Source organism: Mesorhizobium sp. LHD-90, from assembly GCF_030929505.1.
Taxonomy (GTDB): Bacteria; Pseudomonadota; Alphaproteobacteria; order Rhizobiales; family Rhizobiaceae; genus Kumtagia.
Window position 1 is genome coordinate 60,862 of record NZ_JAVFVV010000020.1, and the last position, 22,290, is coordinate 83,151.

The following is a 22,290-nucleotide window of genomic DNA, read 5'->3' on the forward strand; positions in this document are numbered from 1 at the left end:
CGCTGCCCGTCAAGGCGGTGGGGCAGGTTGCGTGTCAGGCAGCGGAGAAAACCTTGCGCGGACGGCCGCGTCTCGGACCGGGGTCGACACCCGCCGCAAGCATTTTTTTGCGGCAATACTGTATCGCCATGCCGCGTTGCACACGCGGGCGGCGGTCAATCACGCCGCGTACGATTGGTGGAAAGTCCGGGTCGGATTTTTCAAGCTGGTAAAGCTTTGATTGACTGCATCCAAGCTGTTTCGCGAACTCGCTGAACGAAATTAGATCTTCGTCTGAGTTCGGAATATCTTTCATGGGTCACCTCCATGACTGTGGTGACCCTCATAATATGCATTTTCTGCCGGCTGGCTACCAGCCGGCAGGCTCACAAGTAGAGCTCACGGGCTCACAATTCAGGCTTCGGTTTCCGCCTCTTTGTCCAGTCATCGTCGATTTTGGCCAAGCGCCGTTCGAAATCGTCCCGCAGCGGGTCCATCTGCCGCCGATACCCGGCGAGCTTTGCAAGGGCTTCCTCCCGCCACGCGCGGGGATGTTTCTCCGCCTCCGCTTTCCATCGCTTCGCCGTCCCGTAGCGAACATTAAGACGCTCGGAGAGACGCCGCAGCCCGCCACGGTCGCCGTATTCTGGCAACAACCGCAGGAACTCCCGCCACCTCTCCTTGTCGAGCGGCGTACCCATGGCGGATCAGGCCCGCCGCAGTTGCCGGACGTTGCTGCCACCGTCGAGATAACCGGACCATGCCGCAAGCAGCTTGCGCCGCTTTGCCATCGCCTCGCCCCGCCGGTAGGCGCGTTCGGTATTGTCGCCGACCGCATGGGCAAGGCATTCCTCAATCAAGTCACGCGGGAAGGACGTTTCGTTCCCGGCCCAATCGCGGAAGCCGCTTCGTGCCGTTCCATGCACTGTATGATCGCCGCAACCCGGCAGCGATTGCAGCACATTCAGCATGGTGTGACTGTTGGTGTCGGGGAACAGCCGGGTTTCACCGTCTTTGCGCGGCAGGCTGTCGAGAAGCGCAAGCGCAGCCGGGTTAAGCGGAATGCGGTGGTCTTTGCGCATCTTGGTGCGGGCGGCAGGCACCGTCCAGACCGGCTCCTCGCCGTCCAGTTCGAACTCCTGCCACTCGGCTTTAAGCGTCTCGCCGGTCCGGGTGACGCAATGCAGGGTCAGCAGCAGCGCCTTGACGCCGGTTTCGTCGTCGGCCTGTCCTGCCATGCCGTTCAGGGCGGTGACGATGCCGGGGATCGCCGCATAGGGTGCAGCGGCGAAGTGCCGGGTTGCCCGCTTGCCGTTCGGCAGCAGCTTTTGCAGGCCGCCTTTCCACGCTGCGGGGTTGTCGCCGTCGCGGTGACCCTTGGCTTTGGCGAAGTCAAGCACATGTTCGATCCGCTGCCGCAGCCGTTTCGCGGTTTCCAGCTTTTCGGTCCAGTAGGGCCGCAGCACGGCGAGAACATCGTCCACACCGATCTTGGCGACAGGCTTGCTGCGAAGATCGGCGGCGTGAACCTGTAGGCTCAGTTTCCAGTTTTTTACCGACTTCTCTCCCCACCCCGGCGTCATTTCGGCAATGAGATCGGCGGCGACCTTGCCGAAGGTGATGGAATCGCGTCTGCGCTCCTCTACCGGGTTATGGCCGGAACCGATGCGATCATGGATAGCGAGTGCAGCCTTGCGCGCCTGATGTATCGATACCCGTCCAGCCTTGCCGGCACCTGTCCAGCTTCCCAGCCCTAGCTCACCGGCAAAACCCTTTCGTTCCGTCCAGAACACCCATGACTTCGAACCGGAACGTTGCACCTTCATGTAGAGGCATGACACCGTGCCCTCCGGGAACCGCTCTGAACGGCGGGTGGTGGTGAGCGCATCGATCACCTTGGCGGTGAGCGGTTCGGCGAGCTTCCTGCGGGCCATTTTGGGCAAGTCCTTTTCCTAGTCGCGCTTGGTTCTTCTGTACGCAAGCATGACGACTATGACAAGAAAAAGCCCGAAAATCCGGCATTTTCAACGGCTATGACAGCTATGACAGGTTTCCAGTCCCTCCTGCGGGAACGCCGATCATGACGGTGTGAAGGCGGGGAGGAACCGGCGCCTCCGGTGCGGGAAGACGTAACCCGCGCCCGGGGAGGTTTTGTCCGAAGGTCCTCCCTCCGCAACTACGTGCGGTGTGCGCTGGACGACGCGCTTAAGCACGGCCAGCCGAGGCGAAAGCCGGAGCCGGAGCTGTCGCGAAGCAGGACGGGACAGAGCCCAAAATCGCCGGACGGGCGGCCGCAAGGTCGCACATTGTTACTAGATGAGCGACCCCGCGGCCGCCCGTCTTCCCGACTTCTCCCTCCGTGGCAGGGGGCATTCTCCTGACAATGGCCAGACGCGAAGGCGGGCGTGGCGACGATCCGTGCTGTCTGCCGCTGCTAAATCTGGTGGCGGAGCCGGCCAAACCTGTTTAGCTCCTGGCGGACGCATCGAGACTCGTTGGCATGAACGCAGACAAGCAAAAAACCATCCTCGGCATAGGCGGCGCGCATATCGACCGGCGCGGCCGCATCGCCGTCGACTTCGTGCCCGGCGCATCGAACCCGGGCACGATGCGCGAGGACGTCGGCGGCGGCGCCTGCAACGCGCTGCGCAACGCCGTGCAGCGCGGCGTCGGCGGCTGGATGCTCTCGGTGCGCGGCGGCGACATGGCCGGCGAGACGGTGGCGAAGGCGATCGCCGCGGCCGGCATCCGCGACCTCTCCGTCACTTTTCTGGACCGCGCCACGCCGAGCTATACGGCGCTGCTCGACCGCCACGGCGACGTGGTCGCCGCTCTCGCCGACATGGGCCTCTACGAGCTCGCCATCGGAAAACAGTTGCGCCGCGCTTCGGTGCGCGCGGCGGTTGCAGAGGCAGACGCGATCTTCACCGACGCCAACCTTTCGGCCGAAGCGCTGGCGCGCATTCCAAAACTCGCGGGTGAAAAACCCATCTTCGCCATCGCCATCTCGCCGGCCAAGGTTTTGCGGCTGAAAACCATCCTGCCAGCACTTTCCTGCCTGTTCCTCAACACACGCGAGGCCGGCGCACTGACCGGCCTTTCGCCCGACGCCCCCATGCCGGCGATGCTGGATGCGTTGAAGACGCTCGGGCTCAGGCGTGCGGTGCTGTCGAAGGGAGCCGATCCGCTGCTTGCCCTCGACGGCGACCGGCGTTTTTCGCTCGCGCCCCCTGCCCCGGAAAGAATCGCAGATGTCACCGGTGCCGGCGATGCGCTGGCCGGCGCGACCTCCGCCGCGCTGCTGCGCGGTGTGCCCCTGGCCGAGGCGGTGCGTGAGGGCATGGCGGCCGCGCTGCTTGCGCTGGAAAGCGCCGATGCCGTACCGGCGCTCTCCACCGCCGCCTTCGCGGCGGCACTGGCCCTTGTCCCGCCGGTCGAAACGCTGCATGAGGCGCCGAGCAAAGGAGAAGCGCATGTCGCCTGACACGGCCATGTCCCATATCGATATTTTCGCGCCGGTTGCCGAGGCGCTGGCCGCCGGCCGGCCGGTGGTAGCGCTGGAAAGCACCATCATCACCCACGGCATGCCTTGGCCTGACAACAGCCGCATGGCAGAAAATGTCGAGCGCATCATCGCCGACGAGGGCGCCACGCCCGCCACCATCGCGGTGGTCGACGGCCGCATCAAGATCGGCCTGTCGCCGGCCGAGCGCGAGGCGCTGGCGCAGACGCAAGGCGCCATGAAGCTGTCGCGCGCCGACATCGGCTTTGCGGTCGCTCAAGCCCGCACCGGCGGCACCACCGTCGCCGCCACCATGATCGCGGCGCGCATGGCCGGCATTTCGGTGTTCGCCACCGGCGGCATAGGCGGCGTCCACAGGGGCGCCGAGACGAGCTTCGACATCTCCGCCGATCTCGACGAGCTTTCGCGCACGCCGGTGATCGTGGTCTCCGCCGGCGCCAAGGCGATCCTCGACATCGAAAAGACGCTGGAAGTGCTGGAAACGCGCGGCGTGCCGGTCGTCGCCTATGGGTCCGACGTGATGCCGGCCTTCTGGTCGCGCACATCGCCCTACCCCGCGCCGCTCAGGCTCGACCAGCCGGAAGCCATCGCGCACTTCTTCAGGACGCGCCGGACGCTGGGGCTGGACGGCGGCATGCTGGTCGCCAATCCGGTGCCGGAAGCCGACGAGATCCCGACCGAACGCATGGCAGGTTACATTGCGCGCGCCCAGCAGGCGGCAACGGTTCAGGCCGTGTCGGGCAAGCGCGTGACGCCCTTCCTGCTGCAGACGATTCTGGACCTGACCGGCGGCGAAAGCCTGAAGACCAACATCGCCCTGGTGGAAAACAATGCCCGACTGGCGGCCAGGATCGCGCGAGCGCTTTGAAGGTCAGCCGGTTTTCCGGCCGCCCTCAGCCGGAAAACCGGTGTCAGCGGTCGGATTGCGAGCGCACCGCGGCCTCATAGGCTTTTCTGGCCCACCGTCCGAATTCTTCCGGGTCGTCGACCGCCTCGTCGGGAATGGTCCAGTACGGCATGGCCACCATCTTGCCGTGGCGGGAGCCGGTATAGCGCCAGCGTCGCGCTCCCGCGGCTTCGAGGTCCGGCGCGGAAATCTCATCGCCCTTGAGCATCAGCTCGCCGCGCAGTTCGACGCCGATGATCAGTCCGTTGTGGTAGATGCCCTTGCCGCCGAACATTCTTCGGATGGAAACCTCGCCCAGGCCGGCGAACAGATCGGCGATCGCGTCATTGTCCATGGCGACGATTATGCCAGCGGCGAAAGGGCTTGTCATCGCCACCTTGCGCGGCCAGCATTGCGGTCTCGCCGAACTGACGCGGAGCAAGCCCTTGCCACTTCTGCTCAAAGGTTCATGCCGCTGCGGTGCAGTCGGCTTTTCAGTCGAGAGCCACACGCCCGTTCCGTTCATGCTCTGCTACTGCTCGATCTGCCGAAAACAGCAGGGCGGCGGCGGATACGCCATCAACCTCGGCGCGGTCTCGGAGACGCTGAAGGTCACCGGCGAGCGAAACCTCGGCCTCTACCGAGCAGAGATCGAGGACGACGAGCGGACGCGTTGCGAGGTCTCGACCGGCGAGCGGCGGTTCTGCAAGAAATGCGGATCGGCCTTGTGGCTCTACGACCCGACCTGGCCGGAGCTGGTGCATCCCTTCGCCTCAGCCGTCGACACCGAACTGCCGACGGCGCCGCGGCGCGTCCACATCATGCTGAAATACAAGGCGTCCTGGGTCGAGCCGGATATCCGCGAGGGCGATCGCAGCTTCGACCTCTATCCCGAGGATTCGATCGCCGACTGGCACAAGAAGCACGGGCTCTGGGTGGAGTAGCAGCGCGCGTCAGGCGGCCTTGCGAGGTTCCTCGCGCCGGCGCAGCGTCGGTACGAGCCGAAGGCGCGGCGGTGACTTCACCGGGTCGGCTGGCTTCAGATCGAGCACCGCGTTCTGCAGGCGCTCCAGCAGCGCTTTCCGGTCGCGCAGCGGTTCCAGCTCGGACCATGGCAGCACTGCGCCGACGCGCGCCTCGACCGATTTTCCGCACAGCCGCGCGAACTCGCGCACCAGCAGCGACAACCGGAGCGTCAGCGACAGATTGCCGACGAAACGCACGACCTTGTGCTCGCTCTCGACCAGGTTCATGTATTTGCTGACCAGGTGGAACAGCCGGCCGTTCTGGCCCCGGAAATGGATCGGGATGACCGAGGCTTTCGCGTCCTGCACCAGCCGCGCGACAAAAATCTTCCAGGGAAGGTCCTGGGCCTTGCCCAGCACTTTCGGCGCGGTCGCCACGCCGCCGGCCGGGAAGATCACCACCGTCACGCCTTCCTTCAGCAACCGCAACGCCTCGTGGCGCACCGCCAGATTGTTCTTCAGCGCTTCCTTGGTCTCGGAAAAATCGACCGGCAGCGCGTAGGGCTCCATCTCGGGGATCTTCAGCAGATCTGCGGCGATCATCACGCGGAACGGCCGGTCAAGCTTTTCGGCAAGCGACAGGATGGCGATACCGTCGCCGATGCCGAAGGGATGGTTGGCGATCATCACCAGAGGCGTTTCGGGCAGATTTTCCGGCGGCCACGCCTCGTCATGGCGAACCTCGACGTCGATCAGTTCGAGCAGGCGGGCGAAGCAACGCCGGCTGCCGCGCTGAACCTCGGCCCGCCAGATAGCGTAGAGCGCGGCATAGCGCTTGCGGCCGGACAGCCCCTCGACAGTGCGGATGATCCAGCGCTTCAGCCGCGGCTGGCTGGCGTTGGAATAGGACAGTTCGGGAAAGTCATCCCTGCTCTTCGATCGCGCGGTCGTCATCGCGACCGGGCTACGTCAGAGTGATGACACCTGTATGAAGGGCGCGCCCTTCGGTATTTCAGGCCGCGGCTGCGACCTCACCGGCGCGGCACTGGTCCGGCGGGGTCGCCTCTTCGACCAAGGAAGAAACCGCCGCTTCAAGCGACATCGACTGCTGGTCGCGCGAGCCTAGGCGGCGCATGTTGACCGTATCCTCCTCCGCCTCGCGCCGACCGCAGACGAGGATCACCGGCACCTTGGCGAGCGAGTGCTCGCGGACCTTGTAGTTGATCTTCTCGTTGCGCAGGTCGGCGACAGCGGAAAGCCCGGCTCGCTTCAGCCGCGCGACGACTTTCTCCGCATAGGCGTCGGCGTCCGAGGTGATTGTTGCAACCACCACCTGTTGAGGCGCGAACCACAGCGGCATCTGTCCGGCGTGACCCTCGATCAGGATGCCGAGGAAGCGCTCCAGCGAGCCGCAGATGGCGCGATGCACCATCACCGGCTGCTTCTTCTCCGAATCGGAGCCGATATAGAAGGCGCCGAACCGCTCCGGCAGGTTGAAGTCGACCTGCGTCGTGCCGCACTGCCATTCGCGGCCGATCGCGTCCTTCAACGTATATTCGAACTTCGGCCCGTAGAACGTGCCCTCGCCCTCGTTGATGCCGGTCTTGATGCGGTTGTCCTCGCGCGCCATGCGAGCGAGCGCGCGCTTCAAAATTTCCTCCGCGTGGTCCCACATGGCGTCGGTGCCGACGCGCTTTTCCGGCCGCGTCGCCAGCTTCACCACGACCTCGTCGAAGCCGAAATCCTTGTAAACCGACATCATCAGGTCGTTGATCTTCAATATCTCGGCCTCGAGTTGCTCCTCGGTGCAGAAGATATGGGCGTCGTCCTGCGTGAAGGCGCGCACGCGCATCAGGCCGTGCAGCGCGCCCGAGGGCTCGTAGCGATGCACGCTGCCGAATTCGGCAAGCCGGATCGGCAGATCGCGGTAAGACTTCAAACCGTGCTTGTAGATCTGCACGTGACCGGGACAGTTCATCGGCTTCAGCGCGAAGACGCGCTGGTCGGCCTCCTCGTCATCGGGATGGGTGAAGGCATGGGCCGACTTCACCGCGAACATGTTCTCCTGATACCAGCCCCAGTGGCCCGACGTCTCCCACAGGCTCTTGTCGAGCACCTGCGGGGCGTTGACCTCCTGGTAGTCGTCGCCGAGGCGGCGGCGCATATAGGCGATGAGGTTCTGGAACATCTTCCAGCCTTTTGCGTGCCAGAACACGACGCCCGGCCCTTCCTCCTGGAAGTGGAAGAGGTCCATCTCGCGCCCCAGCCTGCGATGGTCGCGCTTTTCCGCCTCCTCCAGCATGTGGAGGTAATGGTCGAGTTGGGCCTGGTCTGCCCAGGCGGTGCCGTAGATGCGCGTCAGCATCGGATTGTTGCTATCGCCGCGCCAATAGGCGCCGGCCACCTTCATCAGCTTGAAGGCGTTGCCGATCTGCCCCGTCGCGGCCATGTGCGGGCCGCGGCAGAGATCGAACCAGTCGCCCTGGAAATAGATCTTGAGATCCTGGTCCTCGGGGATCGCGTCTATCAGCTCGACCTTGTAGGCCTCGCCCTTGTCGCGAAACACTTTTCGCGCATGGTCGCGGTCCCACACCTGCTTTGTGAAGGGCCTGTTGCGCGAAATAATCTCGCGCATCTTCTTCTCGATGACCGGAAAGTCCTCCGGCGTGAACGGCTCGTTGCGGGCGAAGTCGTAATAGAATCCGTTCTCGATCACCGGCCCGATGGTCACCTGCGTGCCCGGCCACAGTTCCTGCACGGCCTCGGCCAGCACGTGGGCGGTATCGTGGCGGATCAGTTCCAGCGCACGCTGATTTTCCCGCGTCACGATCTCGATGCTGCCGGACCGGCCAAGCGGATCGCTGAGGTCGCGCAATTCACCGTCGAGCAAATAGGCAACCGACTTCTTGGCGAGCGACTTCGAGATCGACTCGGCTAGCGCCAAGCCGGTCGTCGCCGCGTCGTAGTCGCGGACGGAACCATCGGGGAATGAAAGGGAAACGTTGGACATGACTTGCTCCTGCTATCCAGTCCCGCAAACGAGCGCGGGTGGGAAAATGCCGGAAGGCCCGGCAGGAGCGGCTTTTAGTGGCGCAAACACGCGGCGTAAAGCAGGATTGGCGGTGATTCCCCGACCGGGAGCTGTCGCCGCCATGTTTTTCCTGAAGCGCAGCGTCAAACGCAAGCCCGACCTGCAATGGGCGCTGGGCGACCAGCAATTCTTCGCTTGCGGCGCCTGCCACATCCTCGCCTACGCATTCCTCGAAAAATATCCGGATGCCGGCTTCGGCGCCGTCTGGATCAAGCCGGCACCTGGCCACATCGGCAATCATGTCATCGCGACGGACGGGAAACTCGCTTTCGACTACCACGGCTTTTCAGCGTGGCCGCGTCTGCTGTCGCACACAGTCCGCAAGGCGGAACGCCTGATACCGGGCTGGTCGCACACGCTGGTGCCGTTGCCAACGGAAGTCCTGATATCGGAAGCGAAGTCGCGAACCATCGACGGTCTGTGGCTGCGCGGGCCGGAACAGTATCTGCACGACGTGCTGCCGCGCGCCCGCGACTATCTCGAACGATTCGAGCCGCCGGCGGGGCTCAGGATTTCTCCAGCCGAAAGTACCGCCACGGCGTGAACCAGCGGTAGCGCGGCGCCAGTTGCTCCGGCACGTTGTCGATCCCGCTGGTTCCCCCCGGCCCGCAGCGCATGACCCGAAACAGCCCCATCCATCCGCCGGCCCAGAGTCCGTGGCGGGCAATCGCTTCATAGGCATATTCCGAACACGTCGGCATGTGGCGGCAGGAATTGCCGACGAAACCCGACAGCGTCAGTTGGTACAGCCGCACGAATGACGTGCCCAGCAGCCGCCCTGGCGTCGGCCGCCACGGGCCGGACCAGTTGCGGCCTCTCGACGGCGCGTCATGGTCATGTCCAGGCGGGCTATGCTGCACGGGGATCATCGCGCGAAGCGTTTGTCATCGGCGAAAGATGTCTATCCGCGCCGCACTCCGCAAGGGTGTCGGCCCGACCGTGCCGGTCGACGCCATGCTCGATGGGCAATCCGGTCAAGCGCTGTTGGTCGATATGGGGCTGGGTGTCGCCTACGCGATATACAGCTACGGCTTCCACCAGTGCTTCGATCGTCTTCGGCCTGTTCGGATGCCCGCCGAACTTTCGGGCATGGATCTCAATATGAGATGCGATCTGTAACAGATCCACCTCCCCTTGGCACTATCCGGAAACAGTGAGAGTTCACAATACCCAAAAACAGCACCGGAGATTGCATCCAGATAGAGCACCAGGAGACGCATCATGGCAAATTTCTACGGAACGAGCTCGGCAGACACTTTTATTGGACCGAACGAGGTAAACAGATATTATTTCGATACACTTGAGCTTTCGTCTCTTGATGAGATCAAAGGCGGAACCGCAGCCGACGAAATCCATTTCTCCTCAACACAGTTGATCGGTTCAATCGATTTTGCCAACGTGAGCAGCGTCGAATTTCTCTATTTCGACGACTCTTTCAACAGCGTGATAATTCCGGATAGCTTGGTGACGTCGACGCCGGGAACGGCACTATACCGCCTGATCGTCCGCCTCGGCGGCGGCAACGACAGCATCGGCGCATGGGACGTGACCTCGCCCCTGCCGATCCTGATCGAGGGCGAGGACGGCAATGACACCATCACCGGCGGCGGCAGCGGCAGCAAATACACCGGCGGTGATGGGGACGACACGTTCTACCTCGGGTCCGGCATCGAGGAAGCGCTCGGCGGAGACGACGACGACAAGTTTTCCGGCACGGTCACCGAGATCGACGGCGACACGATCGACGGCGGGGCGGACTACGACACGCTGGTGATGACTTCGGCCGGGACGTTCACGGTTTCGATGGCCGGCATCGAATCGATGCTGCTGGTGAGCGCCGCCAACGACGTGACCATCGAAAGCCGAAAATATGACGGCGGCAGCGAGGTCACGTCCCAGGTTGAAGGCGGAGCCTTCGCCGACAATATCGATGTCGATTCCATTGACACTCCCTTCTACGCCGACACCTGGGAGAATTTTCTCATCGAGGCCAATGGCGGCAACGACATCATCAGCGGCGGCGATGGCGACGACACGCTCGACGGCGGCGCCGACGTGGACAGCCTTGCCGGCGGCGACGGCGACGATACGCTGATCGGCGGCAGCCAGGCGGACATTTTGTCGGGCGGCGACGGCGACGACCTCTATGTCGGCGTCGAAAGCGGCGACCTCGTCAACGAGATCCTCAGCGACGGCATCGACATGGTGCGGACGGCGCTCGCAGTCTTCACCATGCCGGTCAACATCGAGATCCTCGACTACACTGGGACAGCCGCCATGACGGCGACCGGCAATTCGAGCGCCAACACCATCGACGGCAGCGGCAACGGCGACGTCATGTATGGCCGCGACGGCAAGGACATCCTGATTGGCTTCGGCGGCAACGACGTCCTTCGCGGCGAGAATCACGACGACACGCTGGACGGCGGCGCGGGCATCGACACGCTGCACGGCGGAGACGGCAAGGACACGCTCCAGGGTGGCACCGAGAATGACACGCTGAACGGCGGCGAGAAGGACGACACGCTCTATGGCGGCCTTCACAACGACGTGCTCAACGGAGGGAACGGCAACGATTTTCTCCAAGGAGACGGCGGCGTCGACACGCTGAACGGCGGCAGCGGCATCGATACCGCCAGCTACCAGATACCGATTTCCCGGATTGACGTGGATCTTGAGCGCAAGGTCAACCAGACCCAGGGCGTCTATATCAACCAGCTTTCCAGCATCGAGAACGTCATCGGCACCTGGAATGGCGACATCATCCGCGGCGATGCCAAAGCCAACGTGCTGAGCGGAGACGACGGGAACGATACGCTCGACGGGCGTGGCGGCGGCGACACGCTCAACGGCGGCGACAACGACGATATTCTGCTGCCGGGGTCCGGCGACGACACAGTCAACGGCGGCGCCAATACCGACACGGTCGATTACGCCTTCTCCGTCGCGACCATAGCTGCAATTCACATCGCTGGCCTGGGTGTAACGTTGGCCTCGGGCGTCGACATCGGTTCCGACGATCTCAGCAGCGTCGAAATCATCATCGGCGGCAGCGGCAATGATGCGCTTTCCTACTGGGCGGAGGCGCACGGCAACGCCGGCGACGACACCTTCAAGGCGGACAACGGCGTCAATGCCCTCTATGGCGACGAAGGCACCGACACCGTGTTCTATTTCGACACGCTCGGCACGACGGACCTGCTGGTCGATCTCGAGGATGCATCGCTCAACCGCCAGGCTGCCGCCGGTGACACGTTGGAGTCGATCGAAAACGTGATCTATCAGGGTACGAAGCGCGCCGACCTCCTCGGCGACGAGAACAACAATCGCCTGGAGGTTTCGGGTTCGGTAAGTCAGGTATTCGGGCGCGGCGGCGACGATACGCTGGTGGGGGCCGGTTACGCCGACATTCTCGACGGAGGCGAAGGCTCCGATACAGCGGACTATAGCGCGGCGGGCGCAGCCATCGTCATCACACAGGTGGGAACGGTGCTGCAGGGCGACGGCGGTGCCGTCGGCGACGGCATGGTCAACATCGAGATGGTAAAGGGCTCGGCTTTCGCCGACGTGATGACCGTCGCCGATACGGGTTTCATGCTGTACGGCCTCGGTGGAGCGGATACGCTGACCGGCGGCACCGGCGCCGACACGCTGGACGGCGGCAGCGCTGCGGACACCCTGGCAGGCGGCGCGGGTGACGACCTCTTTTTTATCAACGACGCCAACGACGTCGTGATCGAGGCAGCCGGCCAGGGCGTGCTCGACAAGGTAGCGACAAACACAAGCTATGCGCTTGCGTCCGGCGTCGAGGTCGAACATTTCAACACGACCAGTATCAACGGCACCACGGCGATCAACCTGACGGGCAACGAATTCAGCCAGGCGATCATCGGCGATGCCGGCGCGAACGTGATCAAAGCCGGGGGCGGCAACGACACGCTGACCAGCCGCGCGGGCAACGACGTCATCGTGTTCGACGCGGCGCCCAACGATGCGACCAATGTAGACATCATTGCCGACTACGACGTGTCGGCCGACAGCATCCATATCGACGATGCGGTCTTCACCGCGCTGGCGGCCACAGGCGCGCTCGCCGCCTCGGCATTCAAGGATATCGTGGTCGCCCTGAAGGATGCCGACGACCGGATCATCTACAATTCGGGCACGGGCAATCTCTATTACGACGCGGACGGCTCGGGCGGCGCCTTCGGCAATGTCAAATTCGCCACCCTGGCCGGCGCCCCTGCCCTCACCGCCGCGGAATTTCTGGTGATCTGACGTTCATCCTCTAGCATCCAAGCGACGGCCTGCCGGAAGGCAGGCCGTTCCGCCGCCGCCGATCCGCTCGGTTGGGGTGGCGTCCCTGCCCGGAACAGCCGCGACAATCTTCGGAAAGGCCTGCCGCATCGGACGCTGTCGGACCTGGAACGTCGCGAGACGCAATACGTCGCTGAAAATCTCCAGATAGGCGTTCATGTCGGAATCTCCTTCCGCCCGCATTAGACCGCCGCTGGCCTTCGCCCTCAAACGAGTATATTTTCGCGCTCGAATGACTTGAGGTTATGCAAGATGAAGCGCGGACGCCTACCGCTTACCGCCCTGCGCAGCTTCGAGGCGGCTGGCCGGCATCTCAGCTTCAGCCGCGCCGCCGAGGAGCTTTTCGTCTCCCAGGCGGCCGTCAGCCGCCAGGTGCGCGATCTGGAAGAGCTTCTGGCCAGACCGCTGTTCGAGCGCCTGCACCGCAAGGTGGCATTGACCGAGGCAGGAAAACACCTGCTGGTCGAACTCACCACCAGTTTCGACGCCATCGATCGCCGGCTCGACGAGATCATCGGCCGGCCGGTCCAGCATGTCGTGACGGTCAGCGTGGAGCCCTCCTTCGCGGCGGCCTGGCTCGCGCCAAGGCTGCACCTCTTCAATGCGGCGCGCGCCGACATCGATGTCGCGATCGACGCCGCCCCGCGCCTGATCGACTTTCGCGGCCATGCTGCCGACTTCGCCATCCGCCACAGCCTCATCGCCACGTCCTGGCCGCGGACTCAATCGCGGCACCTGGCCGATTGCGGCAGCCTGCCGGTGATGGCGCCGGAACTGCTCGCCTCCGGGCCACCGATCCGCACGCCGGCGGATCTGTGCCAATACGCGCTGTTGCACGAGGACAATCGCGACGGCTGGTCCGACTGGTTCCGCCAGATGGGCGTGTCCGGCGGCGAGCCGCTGCGCGGGCCGATCTTTCCGGACTGCGCGCTCGCCATGCAGAGCGCCGCGCGTGGTCATGGCGTCGCGCTTGGATCCAGGCTCTTGAGCGCGCCGGATCTCGAAACGGGAAGGCTGGTCGCACCGTTTGCGCACGAACTGCCCTACGGGGCCTACTGGATCGTCGCGCCTGATCTCGACAGGCTCGCACCATCCGCCGCGGCGCTCGCTGACTGGCTCGTCAACGCGGTCCGCTCCGACGTGCGTCCCTGATTGGCCACGGAGAGCCGGAAACAAAGCATCTCCACTGGCAATTCAATTGTAACACTTCTGCCGAAGCCAACCTGAAACATCGGAAACCGGGCGCCGTCTTCGGCATCTGCACCCCGATACGCGCCTTCCATAATACAGCCTCCATCGAACGCGGGCCGCTTCCGGCTCGGCGAAACAAGGAGGGGCGGCCAAAGTCGCCTCGCGATGGAGACAGAAATGGCAATCGACAAAATCATCATCGGCACCGACAGCGACCAGGGCGGCGAGTGGGTGAACTACCCCATTGTCGGGCCGATCTTCGAGGGCGAACTCGTTGGCAGCGATGCCTACAATGAGATGATCCTCGGCAAGGGCGGCAACGACACGATCTGGGGCTGGGGCGGACACGACGAACTCTACGGCGACGACGGCAATGACTATGTCGTAGGCAATGACGGCAACGACAAGATTTGGGGAGGAAACGGCCACGACTACCTGGCCGGAGACGACGATCTCGGAGATGGGGCAATCGGCAACGACATACTGCGTGGCGGCTCCGGCAACGACACACTCATCGGCGACGGCGGCGACGACTATCTGTTCGGCGAGGCGGACCACGATATCCTGCGAGGCGACGAGGGTCAGGACGAGCTCGATGGCGGCGCCGGCAACGACGCGCTGCACGGCGGCGACGGCCACGACACTCTCTACGGGCGTGACGGTGACGACACCCTCTTCGGCGATGCCGGCAATGACAAGATGTGGGGCGGCGCGGGCGCCAACAAGTTCGACGGCGGCGCCGGCGACGATATCTACTATCTTCAGAGCGCGGCCGACCTGATCACCGGCGACGCCAGCGGCTATGACGTCGTCTATGCGAACTACAGCGTGGACCTGTCCACTGGCGGATCCGGCATCGAGAAGGTGGTGGTCCAGTCGACAGCCGGCGTCACGGTTACCGGAAATTCTCTTGACAACGTGCTGATCGGTGGCGCGGGCAAGGACACGCTGATCGGCGGCGCGGGCAAGGACAACCTCGACGGCGGCGCCGGCGCCGACGTCATGAAGGGCGGAACTGGGTCCGATACCTACACGGTCGACAATGCAGGCGACGTCGTCGACGAAACCGGCGGCGATGCCACACCCGACCTCATCATGCTGCTCGGCAATACCGCGCTCAACCTGAGCAACGCCGCCCAGGTCAAGGGCAACGTCGAGAACGTCTTCTATTCGGGTTCCGGCGGCTTCGGCGTGACGATCACCGGCAACAACCTCGCCAACATCATCGACGCCACCAAGTCCTGGTCTTCCACTCTGAGCGGCGGCGATGGCAACGACACGCTCTACGGCGGCATCGGCGAGGACATGCTGATCGGCGGCAATGGCGACGACAAGATGGCAGGCGGCACGGGCAGCGACACCTACGAGGTGAACTCCTCCAAGGACAGCGTGACCGAACTTCAGAACGGTGGCTCTGCGGACACGATCCGCACCTGGACGAACTGGACGCTCGGCGACCACATCGAGAACGGGGAGATCATCGACCACTCTTACGGCAAGACGCTGACCGGCAACGCGCTCGCCAACAAGCTCACCGGCAACAATGGCAACGACCAGCTCTACGGCAAGGACGGCAACGACTCGCTGAACGGCGGCAACGGAAACGACTTGCTCGACGGCGGCAAGGGCGACGACGTCATGGAAGGCTACACCGGAGACGACATCTACTATGTCGACTCCCTGTCCGACCAGGTCGTCGAACTGGACGGCGCGGGCATCGACGAGGTCCGCACGAACCTCTCGTCCTACACGCTTGGCGAAAATGTCGAGAACCTGGAATACATTTACGCCAGCGACTTCATCGGCGTGGGCAACGCGCTCGACAACATCCTGAAGGGCGATGACGGCATCGACCGTCTGTTCGGGATGGACGGCAAGGACACGCTGTACGGGTCCAACGGCAACGACAAGCTGTATGGCGCGAACGGCAACGATACGCTGAACGGCGGCGCCGGCGGCGACCTGATGAATGGCGGCGAAGGGATCGACAAGGTTTCCTACGCAGGCGCCACCGGCAGCGTCTCCGTGAACCTCGTGACCCAGTCGGTCAGCGGCTCGGGCGCGCTCAACGATACGATCATCTCCATCGAGAGCGTCATCGGCTCGGATTATGACGATATCGTCTATGGCGGCGACTGGTCGGAAAGCTTCTCTGGCGGCAAGGGCAACGACCTGCTTGTCGGCAGCCTTGGCTCCGACAACTACAGCGGCGGCGCGGGACGAGACGCCGTGTCCTATGCAAGCTCGAACGCTGCCGTGCAGATCGATCTTTTCGCCGGCACCGCCGCAGGCGGCTTCGCACAGGGAGACAAGTTCTCCTCGGTCGAAAGCGTCTCGGGTTCCGCCTTCGGCGACAAGCTTTATGGCAACGGCGCCGACAACCTGCTTGGCGGCGGCATGGGAGCGGACAGGCTTTTCGGGCGTGGCGGCAACGACACGCTGACGGGAGGCGGCGACGCGGACGTCTTCGTGTTCAAGGGCGAGACTGGCCAGGACAAGATCCAGGACTTTGCCGACGGCGTGGATCGGCTTCAGTTCTACGACGTCGCATTCGAAGATCTGAGCTTTGCCGAAACCCAGCTCGGCACCACGATCAGCATCGCCGGCACGGATGACAGCGTGTTCCTGCTCAACGTGCATGCCTCGCAGTTGACGCAGGCGGACTTCATCTTCGCCTGACGAAGCACGCACGAACAGATCGGACCGGCTCGAAAGGGCCGGTCCTTTGCATTTTTGATCAACTCAAAAACAACCAGCCGCCAAGTGAAGCGTGAACAGTCATAGGCCTTCACCTTTCCGCAAGGCCAGACGTCCGCTTCCGACATCTGCGAAATCGGCCTTGCGGATTGGTCGACCCGGACATTCTGTTGTCGGATCATCCGGGACCGGCTATGTGACAATTGGGATTGGGGGGCCTGATGGAGTCGAGGGCGCGCATCATCGCGGTGGACGACGAGCCCGAGATCGGCGCAATCGTCGCCGAATATCTTGGCAAGTCGGGTTACGCCGTCCGCACTGTCCTGAGCGGCGCCGCGCTTGATGCGGAACTTGCACGGGAGCCCGCCGACCTTGTTCTGCTCGATGTCAACATGCCGGGCGAAGACGGGTTCTCGGTTGCCCGCCGGCTTCGTGCGGGTGCGCCCGTGCGCATCATCATGGTCACGGCGGCAAACGAGGTGATCGACAGGGTGGTCGGGCTCGAAATAGGCGCGGACGACTATGTCGCCAAACCCTTCAACCTGCGCGAACTGCAAGCCCGCGTCAGCGCGATCCTGCGCAGGCCGCTGCGAGCCTCTCCGTCGCCCGCCGTGGCCGCGGCCGAACCGCCGGCGCCCAAGGTCGAAGGCACGCGGTTCGGCAACATGGTGCTGGATAATGAGGGCCGGGCCCTGATCGCTGCGGACGGCCGTCGCGAACGGCTGAGCGAGGCCGATTTCGCCCTTCTGTCGGCCTTTGCGCGCTATCCCAACCGGGTGCTCTCACGCGAGAAGCTTGTTGCCGCCATTGGAGCGGAAGCCGACGGCGGCAGCCGGGCTGTCGATATCCGCATCACACGTCTGCGGCGACGGGTGGAACGCAATCCCGCCCAGCCGCAGGTGATCAAGACGGTGCGCGGCGCAGGCTACATCTACACCGGCTTTGGGGACGAAGCGTGAGCGAATCCCATCCCTGGGAACTGCCGGAGCTTGCAAGCCTTACAAAGCGCTTGCGCGACCTTCAGGAGACCGAGGCGGTAAGCGCCGCCGTCATCGCCTCGGCGCTCGACTGCATCGTGGTGGCGGACGAGGACGGTTGCGTGGTCGAGTTCAATCCGGCTGCACAACGTACGTTCGGCTATTCCCGCGAGGAGGCGCTCGGCCGGCAACTGGCCGAACTGATCGTGCCGCCAAAATTTCAGCGGCTTCATTCGGAGGGCATGGCTCGCTACATGCGCACCGGCGAGGCGCGGGTGCTTGGGCGGCGCGTGGAGCTGGAAGCCATGCGGCGCGACGGCAGCACGGTGCCGGTGGAACTCACCATCACCGAGGTGCGGCTGCCGGAGCGGCGTCTTTTCACCGCCCATCTGCGGGATCTGTCGGCGCAAAAGGCCGCTCAGGCGGAGATCGAGCGGCAGCGGGAAAGCCTTTTCCAGACTGAGAAGATGGCGGCGCTCGGCTCCCTCCTTGCGGGTGTCGCGCATGAACTCAACAATCCGCTTGCCGTCGTTCTCGGTCAGGCCGCGATGCTGCTCGACGGCCTGGCCGGGGGTGAGCCAGAGGGTGCGGAAGAGATCGGACGGCGCGCCAGGATCATCGAACAAGCCGCGGAACGCTGCGCGCGCATTGTGCGCAGCTTTCTCGCCATAGCCCGCCAACGCAAGACGGAGCGCCGCGACATCCACCTGGGCGACGTTGTCGCCCAGGTGCTGGAGTTGCTTGCCTATAGCCTTCGAACGACGGGGATCGAGGTGCAGACGGACATCCCCGCCGATCTGCCGCCGATCGAAGCTGATCCCGACCAACTGCATCAGGTGCTGCTCAACCTGGTGGTCAACGCGCAACAGGCGCTGGAAGCGAGGGATGGCCCGCGCAGGATCCGAATCGAGGCGGGAAGGAGCGCCGGCGTCGATCAAGTGTGGATTACTGTGGCCGACAACGGCCCGGGCGTGCCGGACCATATCCGCGGACGGATCTTCGATCCGTTCTTTACCACCAAGACGGTCGGTGAAGGCACGGGCATCGGGCTGGCCGTATCGCTCGGGCTCGCCGAGGCGCACGGCGGAACGTTGCGGCTGCTGGAAAGGAGCCCGCTCGGCGGCGCGGCCTTCGAATTGCGGCTGCCGCGCGGCGGTGGCGCGGCAGCCGCGCAAGTTGACAAGGATTCGGCGGCGGTCCCAGCGCTGAAGCCTCCCCCCAACAGGCGGGCGTTGATCGTGGACGACGAGCCGGAAATCGCTTCAACCCTCGCCGAGATTCTGGCCCGCCGAGGTTATCGCTGCACGCTGGCGGGCAATGGCCGTGAGGCGTGCGACAGGCTTGGCGAAGACCCCTGCGACCTGATCCTTTGCGACATCCGCATGCCGGACATGGACGGGCCCGCATTTTACCGCTGGCTGGCGGAGAACCGACCGGAACTGACCGAGCGCATCGTCTTCGTCACAGGCGACACGCTTGGGCCTGCCGCTGGACGGTTCTTGGCGCGTGTCGGCGCACCGGTGGTCGAAAAACCATTCACTCCTGCCGAAATCTGGAAGGTGGCCACCTCGCTGGAGGGGCAGACCTGAGCGACAGCTCAAGACCCGGTCGAGGAAGTGCCGCCGCTGTCACGCCGCGCGATTGCACGCTTGGGCATCATCGCGGTCAGAAGGCCGGCGATGATGACGGCCGCACCGATGACGTCGAACGAATGGAGACTTTCGCCAAGCAACAAATAGGCGAGAACGGCGACAAACGCGGCCTGGAGGTAGAGCAGCATGCCCGCCCGCGCGGCGCCAAGCGCATCGACGCTCCAGTTGTAGAGGTAGTACATCAGCGCGCCGCCGGGGCCGGCCACATACGCAAGCGCCATCAGCCCGCTTCCGTCCAGCGCCCCTCGTTCGTCGAAGGCAAGTTCCCAGGCATATAGCGGGGCTGCTACGGCAGCGCCCAGGCCAAGCAGCAAAACCAGCAGCGGCAGGCGCTCGATGTCGAATTTGAAGCGGCGCAACAGGACCGTGTACAGCCCCCACGTCACGGCGCTGCAGACGATCCAAAGCTCGCCGGGATTGATCTGCATGCGGACAAGGGCCGCGAGGTCTCCTCGTGCGACGATGAACATCATACCAATCATCGAAAGGGCAGCTCCGAAACTCTGCCGGACACTCATCTTCTCGCTGACGAGAAAGTGCGCCAGCACCATCGTGATGATCGGCGAAAGGGCCATGATTATGCCCGCCGTCGTCGCGGTGGTGTATTGGAGACCCAGGTAGATCAAACCCTGGCAGAATGTGAGGCCCAGCGCAGCGACGACGACCAGTTCGACTGGCCTCGCGCGAAGCAGATCGGCCATCGCCGGGAAGTGTCGATGGACGATAGGCAGCAGGATCGCGAATGCCAGGGCGAGGCGCCAGAAACACAGCGTCCAGGGCGGCATCTCGGCTGCAGCCCATCGCGCCGCGATGTAGACGCCGGCGGAGAGCAGCCAGCAAAGAACGGCGCCGGAATAGGCAATGGGCACCGACGTCGCGGCCCTCGCCGTGCCATCCCCGTGATGCAGCGGCAGAATGTGAAATGCCAAGGACCCCGCCCCCCGTTCCAGCATCGACAATCCGGATGCTAGCACAGCGACTTCAAACCTCCCATCCGATGCCGGCCAAGCAGATCCCTGGCGACAGGTTGGCGCAACAAACTCCCTTTTGCTGCGCGGCGCAGTCCTCAGCCGGAAGCCAGCAGACGAGTTGCATCAATCGGTGCGTTCAACGGCGGTCCGCCAACCCTGACGTGCACCGGATAAGGGCAAACTCGTCGCAAGCTGGCTGAACCTCGCAGAAGTTGGAGGGATGGATCGGCCACGCAATTGATGCTGCCGTCGTATCAAACTTCACCAGTTTCCTTATTTGACTCACAAACGACCAGCGCCGCATGATTTCCCCGACGTAAGAACAAGCCTTCACAAGAATGGTCGTCGAGGCCGATTTCTGCAGGGGAACTGATCATGTCGAACTTCTCGCGCCTGTCCTTTCCAAATCTCAACAGACGTAACGTGCTGCAGATGGCCTCGGCCACGGCGGCAGCCGCTGTGATGCCGCGCATCCTGGATATTCCCGGCGCCTTCGCGCAGGCCGGCTCCACGCTCGTCATAGCCGCGCCGGCAACGCCGCAGAGCCTCGACTGCAATTTCGACGTCAGCCTCGGTACCTTCGAGGCGATTGCGGCGCTTTATGACGGGCTTCTCGGCTTCGAAAAGATTCCTGATTCGGGCGCACCGGACGCTCGCCGCGAGGACATCGCTTTCCACGCCGACAAGATGGGCGGCGTCAACATGGTCGGCAAGCTCGCCGAGAAATGGGAACTCGACCCGTCAGGCAAGCGCGCGGTGTTCACGCTGCGTCAGGGCGTCAAGAGCAACTGGGGCAACGAACTCACCGCCGAAGACGTGCGCTGGACCTGGAACCGCGCCTTTGAACTCGGTGCGCTGGGCGCCTTCTACACGGCCGTGTGCGGACTCAAATCGCCCGACGACATCAAGGTCGAGGACAAATATGTCGTCTCGTTCAACGTCGCCGAGCCGAACCCGCTGCTGCTCAAGATCCACACCAACCTCTACACGCCCGTCTACGACAGCGTAAAGTGCAAGGCCGAGGGCGGCACGGACGACCCGTGGGCGCGAAAATTCATCGAGAACAACAGCGCCGGCTTCGGGCCATATCAATTGGCACAACTCACCCGGGGCCAGCAGGCCGTCTTCCAGGCCCGCCCGGATTATTACGGTGGCAAGCCGGCCATCGACACGGTGGTGTTCAAGGAAGTGCCGACCTCGGCGTCGCGCGTCCAGCTTTTGCAGGGCGGCGCGGTCGACATCGCTCAGTATCTTCAGCCACTGGAGATCATCAGCATGAAGAAGGTGCCGACCGTCGCGGTGGAGACCGTGCCGGCCTCCTTCATGATCTGGATCGAGCTCAACGCCAAGATCGCGCCGTTCGACAATGTCGACGTGCGCCGCGCCATGAATTTTGCCTTCCCGCAGCAGGAGGTGATCAAGGCCGTCTATCAGGATCTGGCCAGCCCGCTCAACGGCTGCATGCCCAACATCTATCCGGGCTTCGCCGGGGACTTCTACTCCTACGAGCACAATCTCGACAAAGCCAAGGAGCTTCTGGCGAAGGCTGGACAGGGCAGCGGCTTCAAGACCTCGCTCGCCTACAATGCCGGCGATCCGGTGCAAGAGCCGATTGCCATCATCTACCAGTCGGCGCTGCGCAAGATCGGCGTCGAGGTCGAGTTGAAGAAGGTGCCGGCCGGGTCGTTCTACAACTTCGTCACCGATCGCAAGCAGCCGATGATCTTCTACGTCGACAGCCCGTGGTGCCCGGATCCCGGATATTCGCTGACGCTCTATTTCGATAGCAAGAGCTATGTGAACTACTCCAACTACGCCAACGCCGACGTCGACAAGCTGCTCGCCGAGATGGCGGCGACCGCCGACGAAAAGCTGCGGCTGGAAAAGGCCAAGGAAGCTCAGAAGATCATCATGGACGAGGCGCCGTGGACCTTCGTCTCGTATCCGAACTACACCATGGCGCGAAAGGCGGACCTGAAGGGCTGGACCTATTACACGTCCAACAACATCCGCTTCCAGGACTTCAGCCGCTGAGCCTGGA

20 protein-coding genes are annotated in these 22,290 nt (G+C 63.7%); 11 read left to right on the plus strand and 9 right to left on the minus strand.

All coding sequences use genetic code 11. The features are described from left to right. Positions 1 to 34: 34 nt before the first annotated feature. The 3 genes from RB623_RS24275 to RB623_RS24285 all read right to left on the minus strand — a co-directional run bounded on the left by RB623_RS24275 (position 35) and on the right by RB623_RS24285 (position 1,913). The gene (locus tag RB623_RS24275) at positions 35 to 295 is read right to left on the minus strand and encodes a hypothetical protein (protein ID WP_308059642.1); all 261 of its coding nucleotides are present in this window, start codon (positions 293 to 295) and stop codon (positions 35 to 37) included. A 91-nt stretch (positions 296 to 386) separates the two neighbouring features. Then, positions 387 to 680: a hypothetical protein gene (locus RB623_RS24280; RefSeq protein WP_308059644.1), complete on the minus strand. Its 294-nt coding sequence runs from the start codon at positions 678 to 680 to the stop codon at positions 387 to 389. 6 nt (positions 681 to 686) lie between these two features. Beyond that, on the minus strand, positions 687 to 1,913 hold the full coding sequence (locus RB623_RS24285; RefSeq protein WP_308059645.1) for an integrase arm-type DNA-binding domain-containing protein: 1,227 nt from the start codon (positions 1,911 to 1,913) through the stop codon (positions 687 to 689). 566 nt (positions 1,914 to 2,479) lie between these two features. On the opposite strand from RB623_RS24285, the gene RB623_RS24290 reads away from it, so the two are divergent. After that, on the plus strand, positions 2,480 to 3,463 hold the full coding sequence (locus RB623_RS24290) for a carbohydrate kinase family protein (RefSeq protein WP_308059647.1): 984 nt from the start codon (positions 2,480 to 2,482) through the stop codon (positions 3,461 to 3,463). Next, entirely contained in the window at positions 3,453 to 4,370 is a 918-nt protein-coding gene (locus tag RB623_RS24295; protein WP_308059648.1) for a pseudouridine-5'-phosphate glycosidase, read from the plus strand. The genes RB623_RS24290 and RB623_RS24295 overlap by 11 nt, the downstream gene beginning before the upstream one ends. A 43-nt stretch (positions 4,371 to 4,413) precedes the next feature. Here RB623_RS24295 and RB623_RS24300 read toward each other — a convergent pair whose 3' ends face one another. Then, positions 4,414 to 4,743: a TfoX/Sxy family protein gene (locus RB623_RS24300; RefSeq protein WP_308059727.1), complete on the minus strand. Its 330-nt coding sequence runs from the start codon at positions 4,741 to 4,743 to the stop codon at positions 4,414 to 4,416. A gap of 91 nt (positions 4,744 to 4,834) precedes the next feature. On the opposite strand from RB623_RS24300, the gene RB623_RS24305 reads away from it, so the two are divergent. Further along, a complete protein-coding gene (locus RB623_RS24305; RefSeq protein WP_308059729.1) occupies positions 4,835 to 5,332 on the plus strand; it encodes a GFA family protein in 498 nt (165 codons plus the stop codon). Positions 5,333 to 5,341: 9 nt separating this feature from the next. On the opposite strand, the gene RB623_RS24310 is transcribed toward RB623_RS24305, so the two are convergent. Continuing rightward, on the minus strand, positions 5,342 to 6,307 hold the full coding sequence (locus RB623_RS24310; RefSeq protein WP_308059649.1) for a 1-acyl-sn-glycerol-3-phosphate acyltransferase: 966 nt from the start codon (positions 6,305 to 6,307) through the stop codon (positions 5,342 to 5,344). A 58-nt stretch (positions 6,308 to 6,365) separates the two neighbouring features. Then, positions 6,366 to 8,363 (minus strand): threonine--tRNA ligase, encoded by a 1,998-nt coding sequence (thrS, locus tag RB623_RS24315; protein WP_308059650.1) that lies wholly within the window; start codon positions 8,361 to 8,363, stop codon positions 6,366 to 6,368. A gap of 142 nt (positions 8,364 to 8,505) precedes the next feature. On the opposite strand from thrS, the gene RB623_RS24320 reads away from it, so the two are divergent. After that, positions 8,506 to 8,988 (plus strand): hypothetical protein, encoded by a 483-nt coding sequence (locus RB623_RS24320; protein WP_308059651.1) that lies wholly within the window; start codon positions 8,506 to 8,508, stop codon positions 8,986 to 8,988. On the opposite strand, the gene yidD is transcribed toward RB623_RS24320, so the two are convergent. Further along, on the minus strand, positions 8,951 to 9,304 hold the full coding sequence (gene yidD, locus RB623_RS24325) for a membrane protein insertion efficiency factor YidD (RefSeq protein WP_308059652.1): 354 nt from the start codon (positions 9,302 to 9,304) through the stop codon (positions 8,951 to 8,953). The genes RB623_RS24320 and yidD overlap by 38 nt on opposite strands. Positions 9,305 to 9,341: 37 nt before the next feature. Between yidD and RB623_RS24330 the strand changes: the two genes are divergently transcribed. Together RB623_RS24330 and RB623_RS24335 are read left to right on the plus strand one after the other, a co-directional pair. Then, a complete protein-coding gene (locus RB623_RS24330) occupies positions 9,342 to 9,563 on the plus strand; it encodes a hypothetical protein (RefSeq protein ID WP_308059654.1) in 222 nt (73 codons plus the stop codon). Between the two features lie 345 nt (positions 9,564 to 9,908). Then, positions 9,909 to 12,722 (plus strand): calcium-binding protein, encoded by a 2,814-nt coding sequence (locus RB623_RS24335; RefSeq protein ID WP_308059655.1) that lies wholly within the window; start codon positions 9,909 to 9,911, stop codon positions 12,720 to 12,722. A 3-nt stretch (positions 12,723 to 12,725) separates the two neighbouring features. On the opposite strand, the gene RB623_RS24340 is transcribed toward RB623_RS24335, so the two are convergent. Beyond that, entirely contained in the window at positions 12,726 to 12,920 is a 195-nt protein-coding gene (locus RB623_RS24340; RefSeq protein ID WP_308059656.1) for a hypothetical protein, read from the minus strand. 93 nt (positions 12,921 to 13,013) lie between these two features. Here RB623_RS24340 and RB623_RS24345 point away from each other — a divergent pair, with 93 nt between their 5' ends. The 4 genes from RB623_RS24345 to RB623_RS24360 all read left to right on the plus strand — a co-directional run bounded on the left by RB623_RS24345 (position 13,014) and on the right by RB623_RS24360 (position 19,215). Next, positions 13,014 to 13,913 (plus strand): LysR substrate-binding domain-containing protein, encoded by a 900-nt coding sequence (locus tag RB623_RS24345; RefSeq protein ID WP_308059657.1) that lies wholly within the window; start codon positions 13,014 to 13,016, stop codon positions 13,911 to 13,913. 216 nt (positions 13,914 to 14,129) lie between these two features. Then, on the plus strand, positions 14,130 to 16,631 hold the full coding sequence (locus RB623_RS24350; RefSeq protein ID WP_308059658.1) for a calcium-binding protein: 2,502 nt from the start codon (positions 14,130 to 14,132) through the stop codon (positions 16,629 to 16,631). Between the two features lie 239 nt (positions 16,632 to 16,870). Next, positions 16,871 to 17,608, plus strand: a complete 738-nt coding sequence (locus RB623_RS24355; protein WP_308059659.1) for a response regulator transcription factor — start codon at positions 16,871 to 16,873, stop codon at positions 17,606 to 17,608. After that, the gene (locus tag RB623_RS24360) at positions 17,605 to 19,215 is read left to right on the plus strand and encodes an ATP-binding protein (protein WP_308059661.1); all 1,611 of its coding nucleotides are present in this window, start codon (positions 17,605 to 17,607) and stop codon (positions 19,213 to 19,215) included. Before RB623_RS24355 ends, RB623_RS24360 begins: the two co-directional genes overlap by 4 nt. Before the next feature lie 8 nt (positions 19,216 to 19,223). Here RB623_RS24360 and RB623_RS24365 read toward each other — a convergent pair whose 3' ends face one another. Beyond that, positions 19,224 to 20,207 (minus strand): DMT family transporter, encoded by a 984-nt coding sequence (locus tag RB623_RS24365; RefSeq protein ID WP_308059730.1) that lies wholly within the window; start codon positions 20,205 to 20,207, stop codon positions 19,224 to 19,226. Positions 20,208 to 20,624: 417 nt separating this feature from the next. Between RB623_RS24365 and RB623_RS24370 the strand changes: the two genes are divergently transcribed. Next, complete coding sequence (locus RB623_RS24370) at positions 20,625 to 22,283, plus strand: ABC transporter substrate-binding protein (protein WP_308059662.1); 1,659 nt, start codon at positions 20,625 to 20,627, stop codon at positions 22,281 to 22,283. Positions 22,284 to 22,290: the final 7 nt, after the last annotated feature.

Excerpts from the sequence above, each read along its gene's own strand:
- RB623_RS24290 (WP_308059647.1), top strand. The coding sequence starts at position 2,480 with ATGAACGCAGACAAGCAAAAAACCATCCTCGGCATAGGCGGCGCGCAT.
- thrS (WP_308059650.1), bottom strand. The coding sequence starts at position 8,363 with ATGTCCAACGTTTCCCTTTCATTCCCCGATGGTTCCGTCCGCGACTAC.
- RB623_RS24350 (WP_308059658.1), top strand. The coding sequence starts at position 14,130 with ATGGCAATCGACAAAATCATCATCGGCACCGACAGCGACCAGGGCGGC.
- RB623_RS24285 (WP_308059645.1), bottom strand. The coding sequence starts at position 1,913 with ATGGCCCGCAGGAAGCTCGCCGAACCGCTCACCGCCAAGGTGATCGAT.
- RB623_RS24300 (WP_308059727.1), bottom strand. The coding sequence starts at position 4,743 with ATGGACAATGACGCGATCGCCGATCTGTTCGCCGGCCTGGGCGAGGTT.
- RB623_RS24340 (WP_308059656.1), bottom strand. The coding sequence starts at position 12,920 with ATGAACGCCTATCTGGAGATTTTCAGCGACGTATTGCGTCTCGCGACG.
- RB623_RS24280 (WP_308059644.1), bottom strand. The coding sequence starts at position 680 with ATGGGTACGCCGCTCGACAAGGAGAGGTGGCGGGAGTTCCTGCGGTTG.
- RB623_RS24355 (WP_308059659.1), top strand. The coding sequence starts at position 16,871 with ATGGAGTCGAGGGCGCGCATCATCGCGGTGGACGACGAGCCCGAGATC.
- RB623_RS24330 (WP_308059654.1), top strand. The coding sequence starts at position 9,342 with ATGTCTATCCGCGCCGCACTCCGCAAGGGTGTCGGCCCGACCGTGCCG.
- RB623_RS24370 (WP_308059662.1), top strand. The coding sequence starts at position 20,625 with ATGTCGAACTTCTCGCGCCTGTCCTTTCCAAATCTCAACAGACGTAAC.
- RB623_RS24310 (WP_308059649.1), bottom strand. The coding sequence starts at position 6,307 with ATGACGACCGCGCGATCGAAGAGCAGGGATGACTTTCCCGAACTGTCC.
- RB623_RS24320 (WP_308059651.1), top strand. The coding sequence starts at position 8,506 with ATGTTTTTCCTGAAGCGCAGCGTCAAACGCAAGCCCGACCTGCAATGG.
- RB623_RS24275 (WP_308059642.1), bottom strand. The coding sequence starts at position 295 with ATGAAAGATATTCCGAACTCAGACGAAGATCTAATTTCGTTCAGCGAG.
- RB623_RS24345 (WP_308059657.1), top strand. The coding sequence starts at position 13,014 with ATGAAGCGCGGACGCCTACCGCTTACCGCCCTGCGCAGCTTCGAGGCG.
- RB623_RS24295 (WP_308059648.1), top strand. The coding sequence starts at position 3,453 with ATGTCGCCTGACACGGCCATGTCCCATATCGATATTTTCGCGCCGGTT.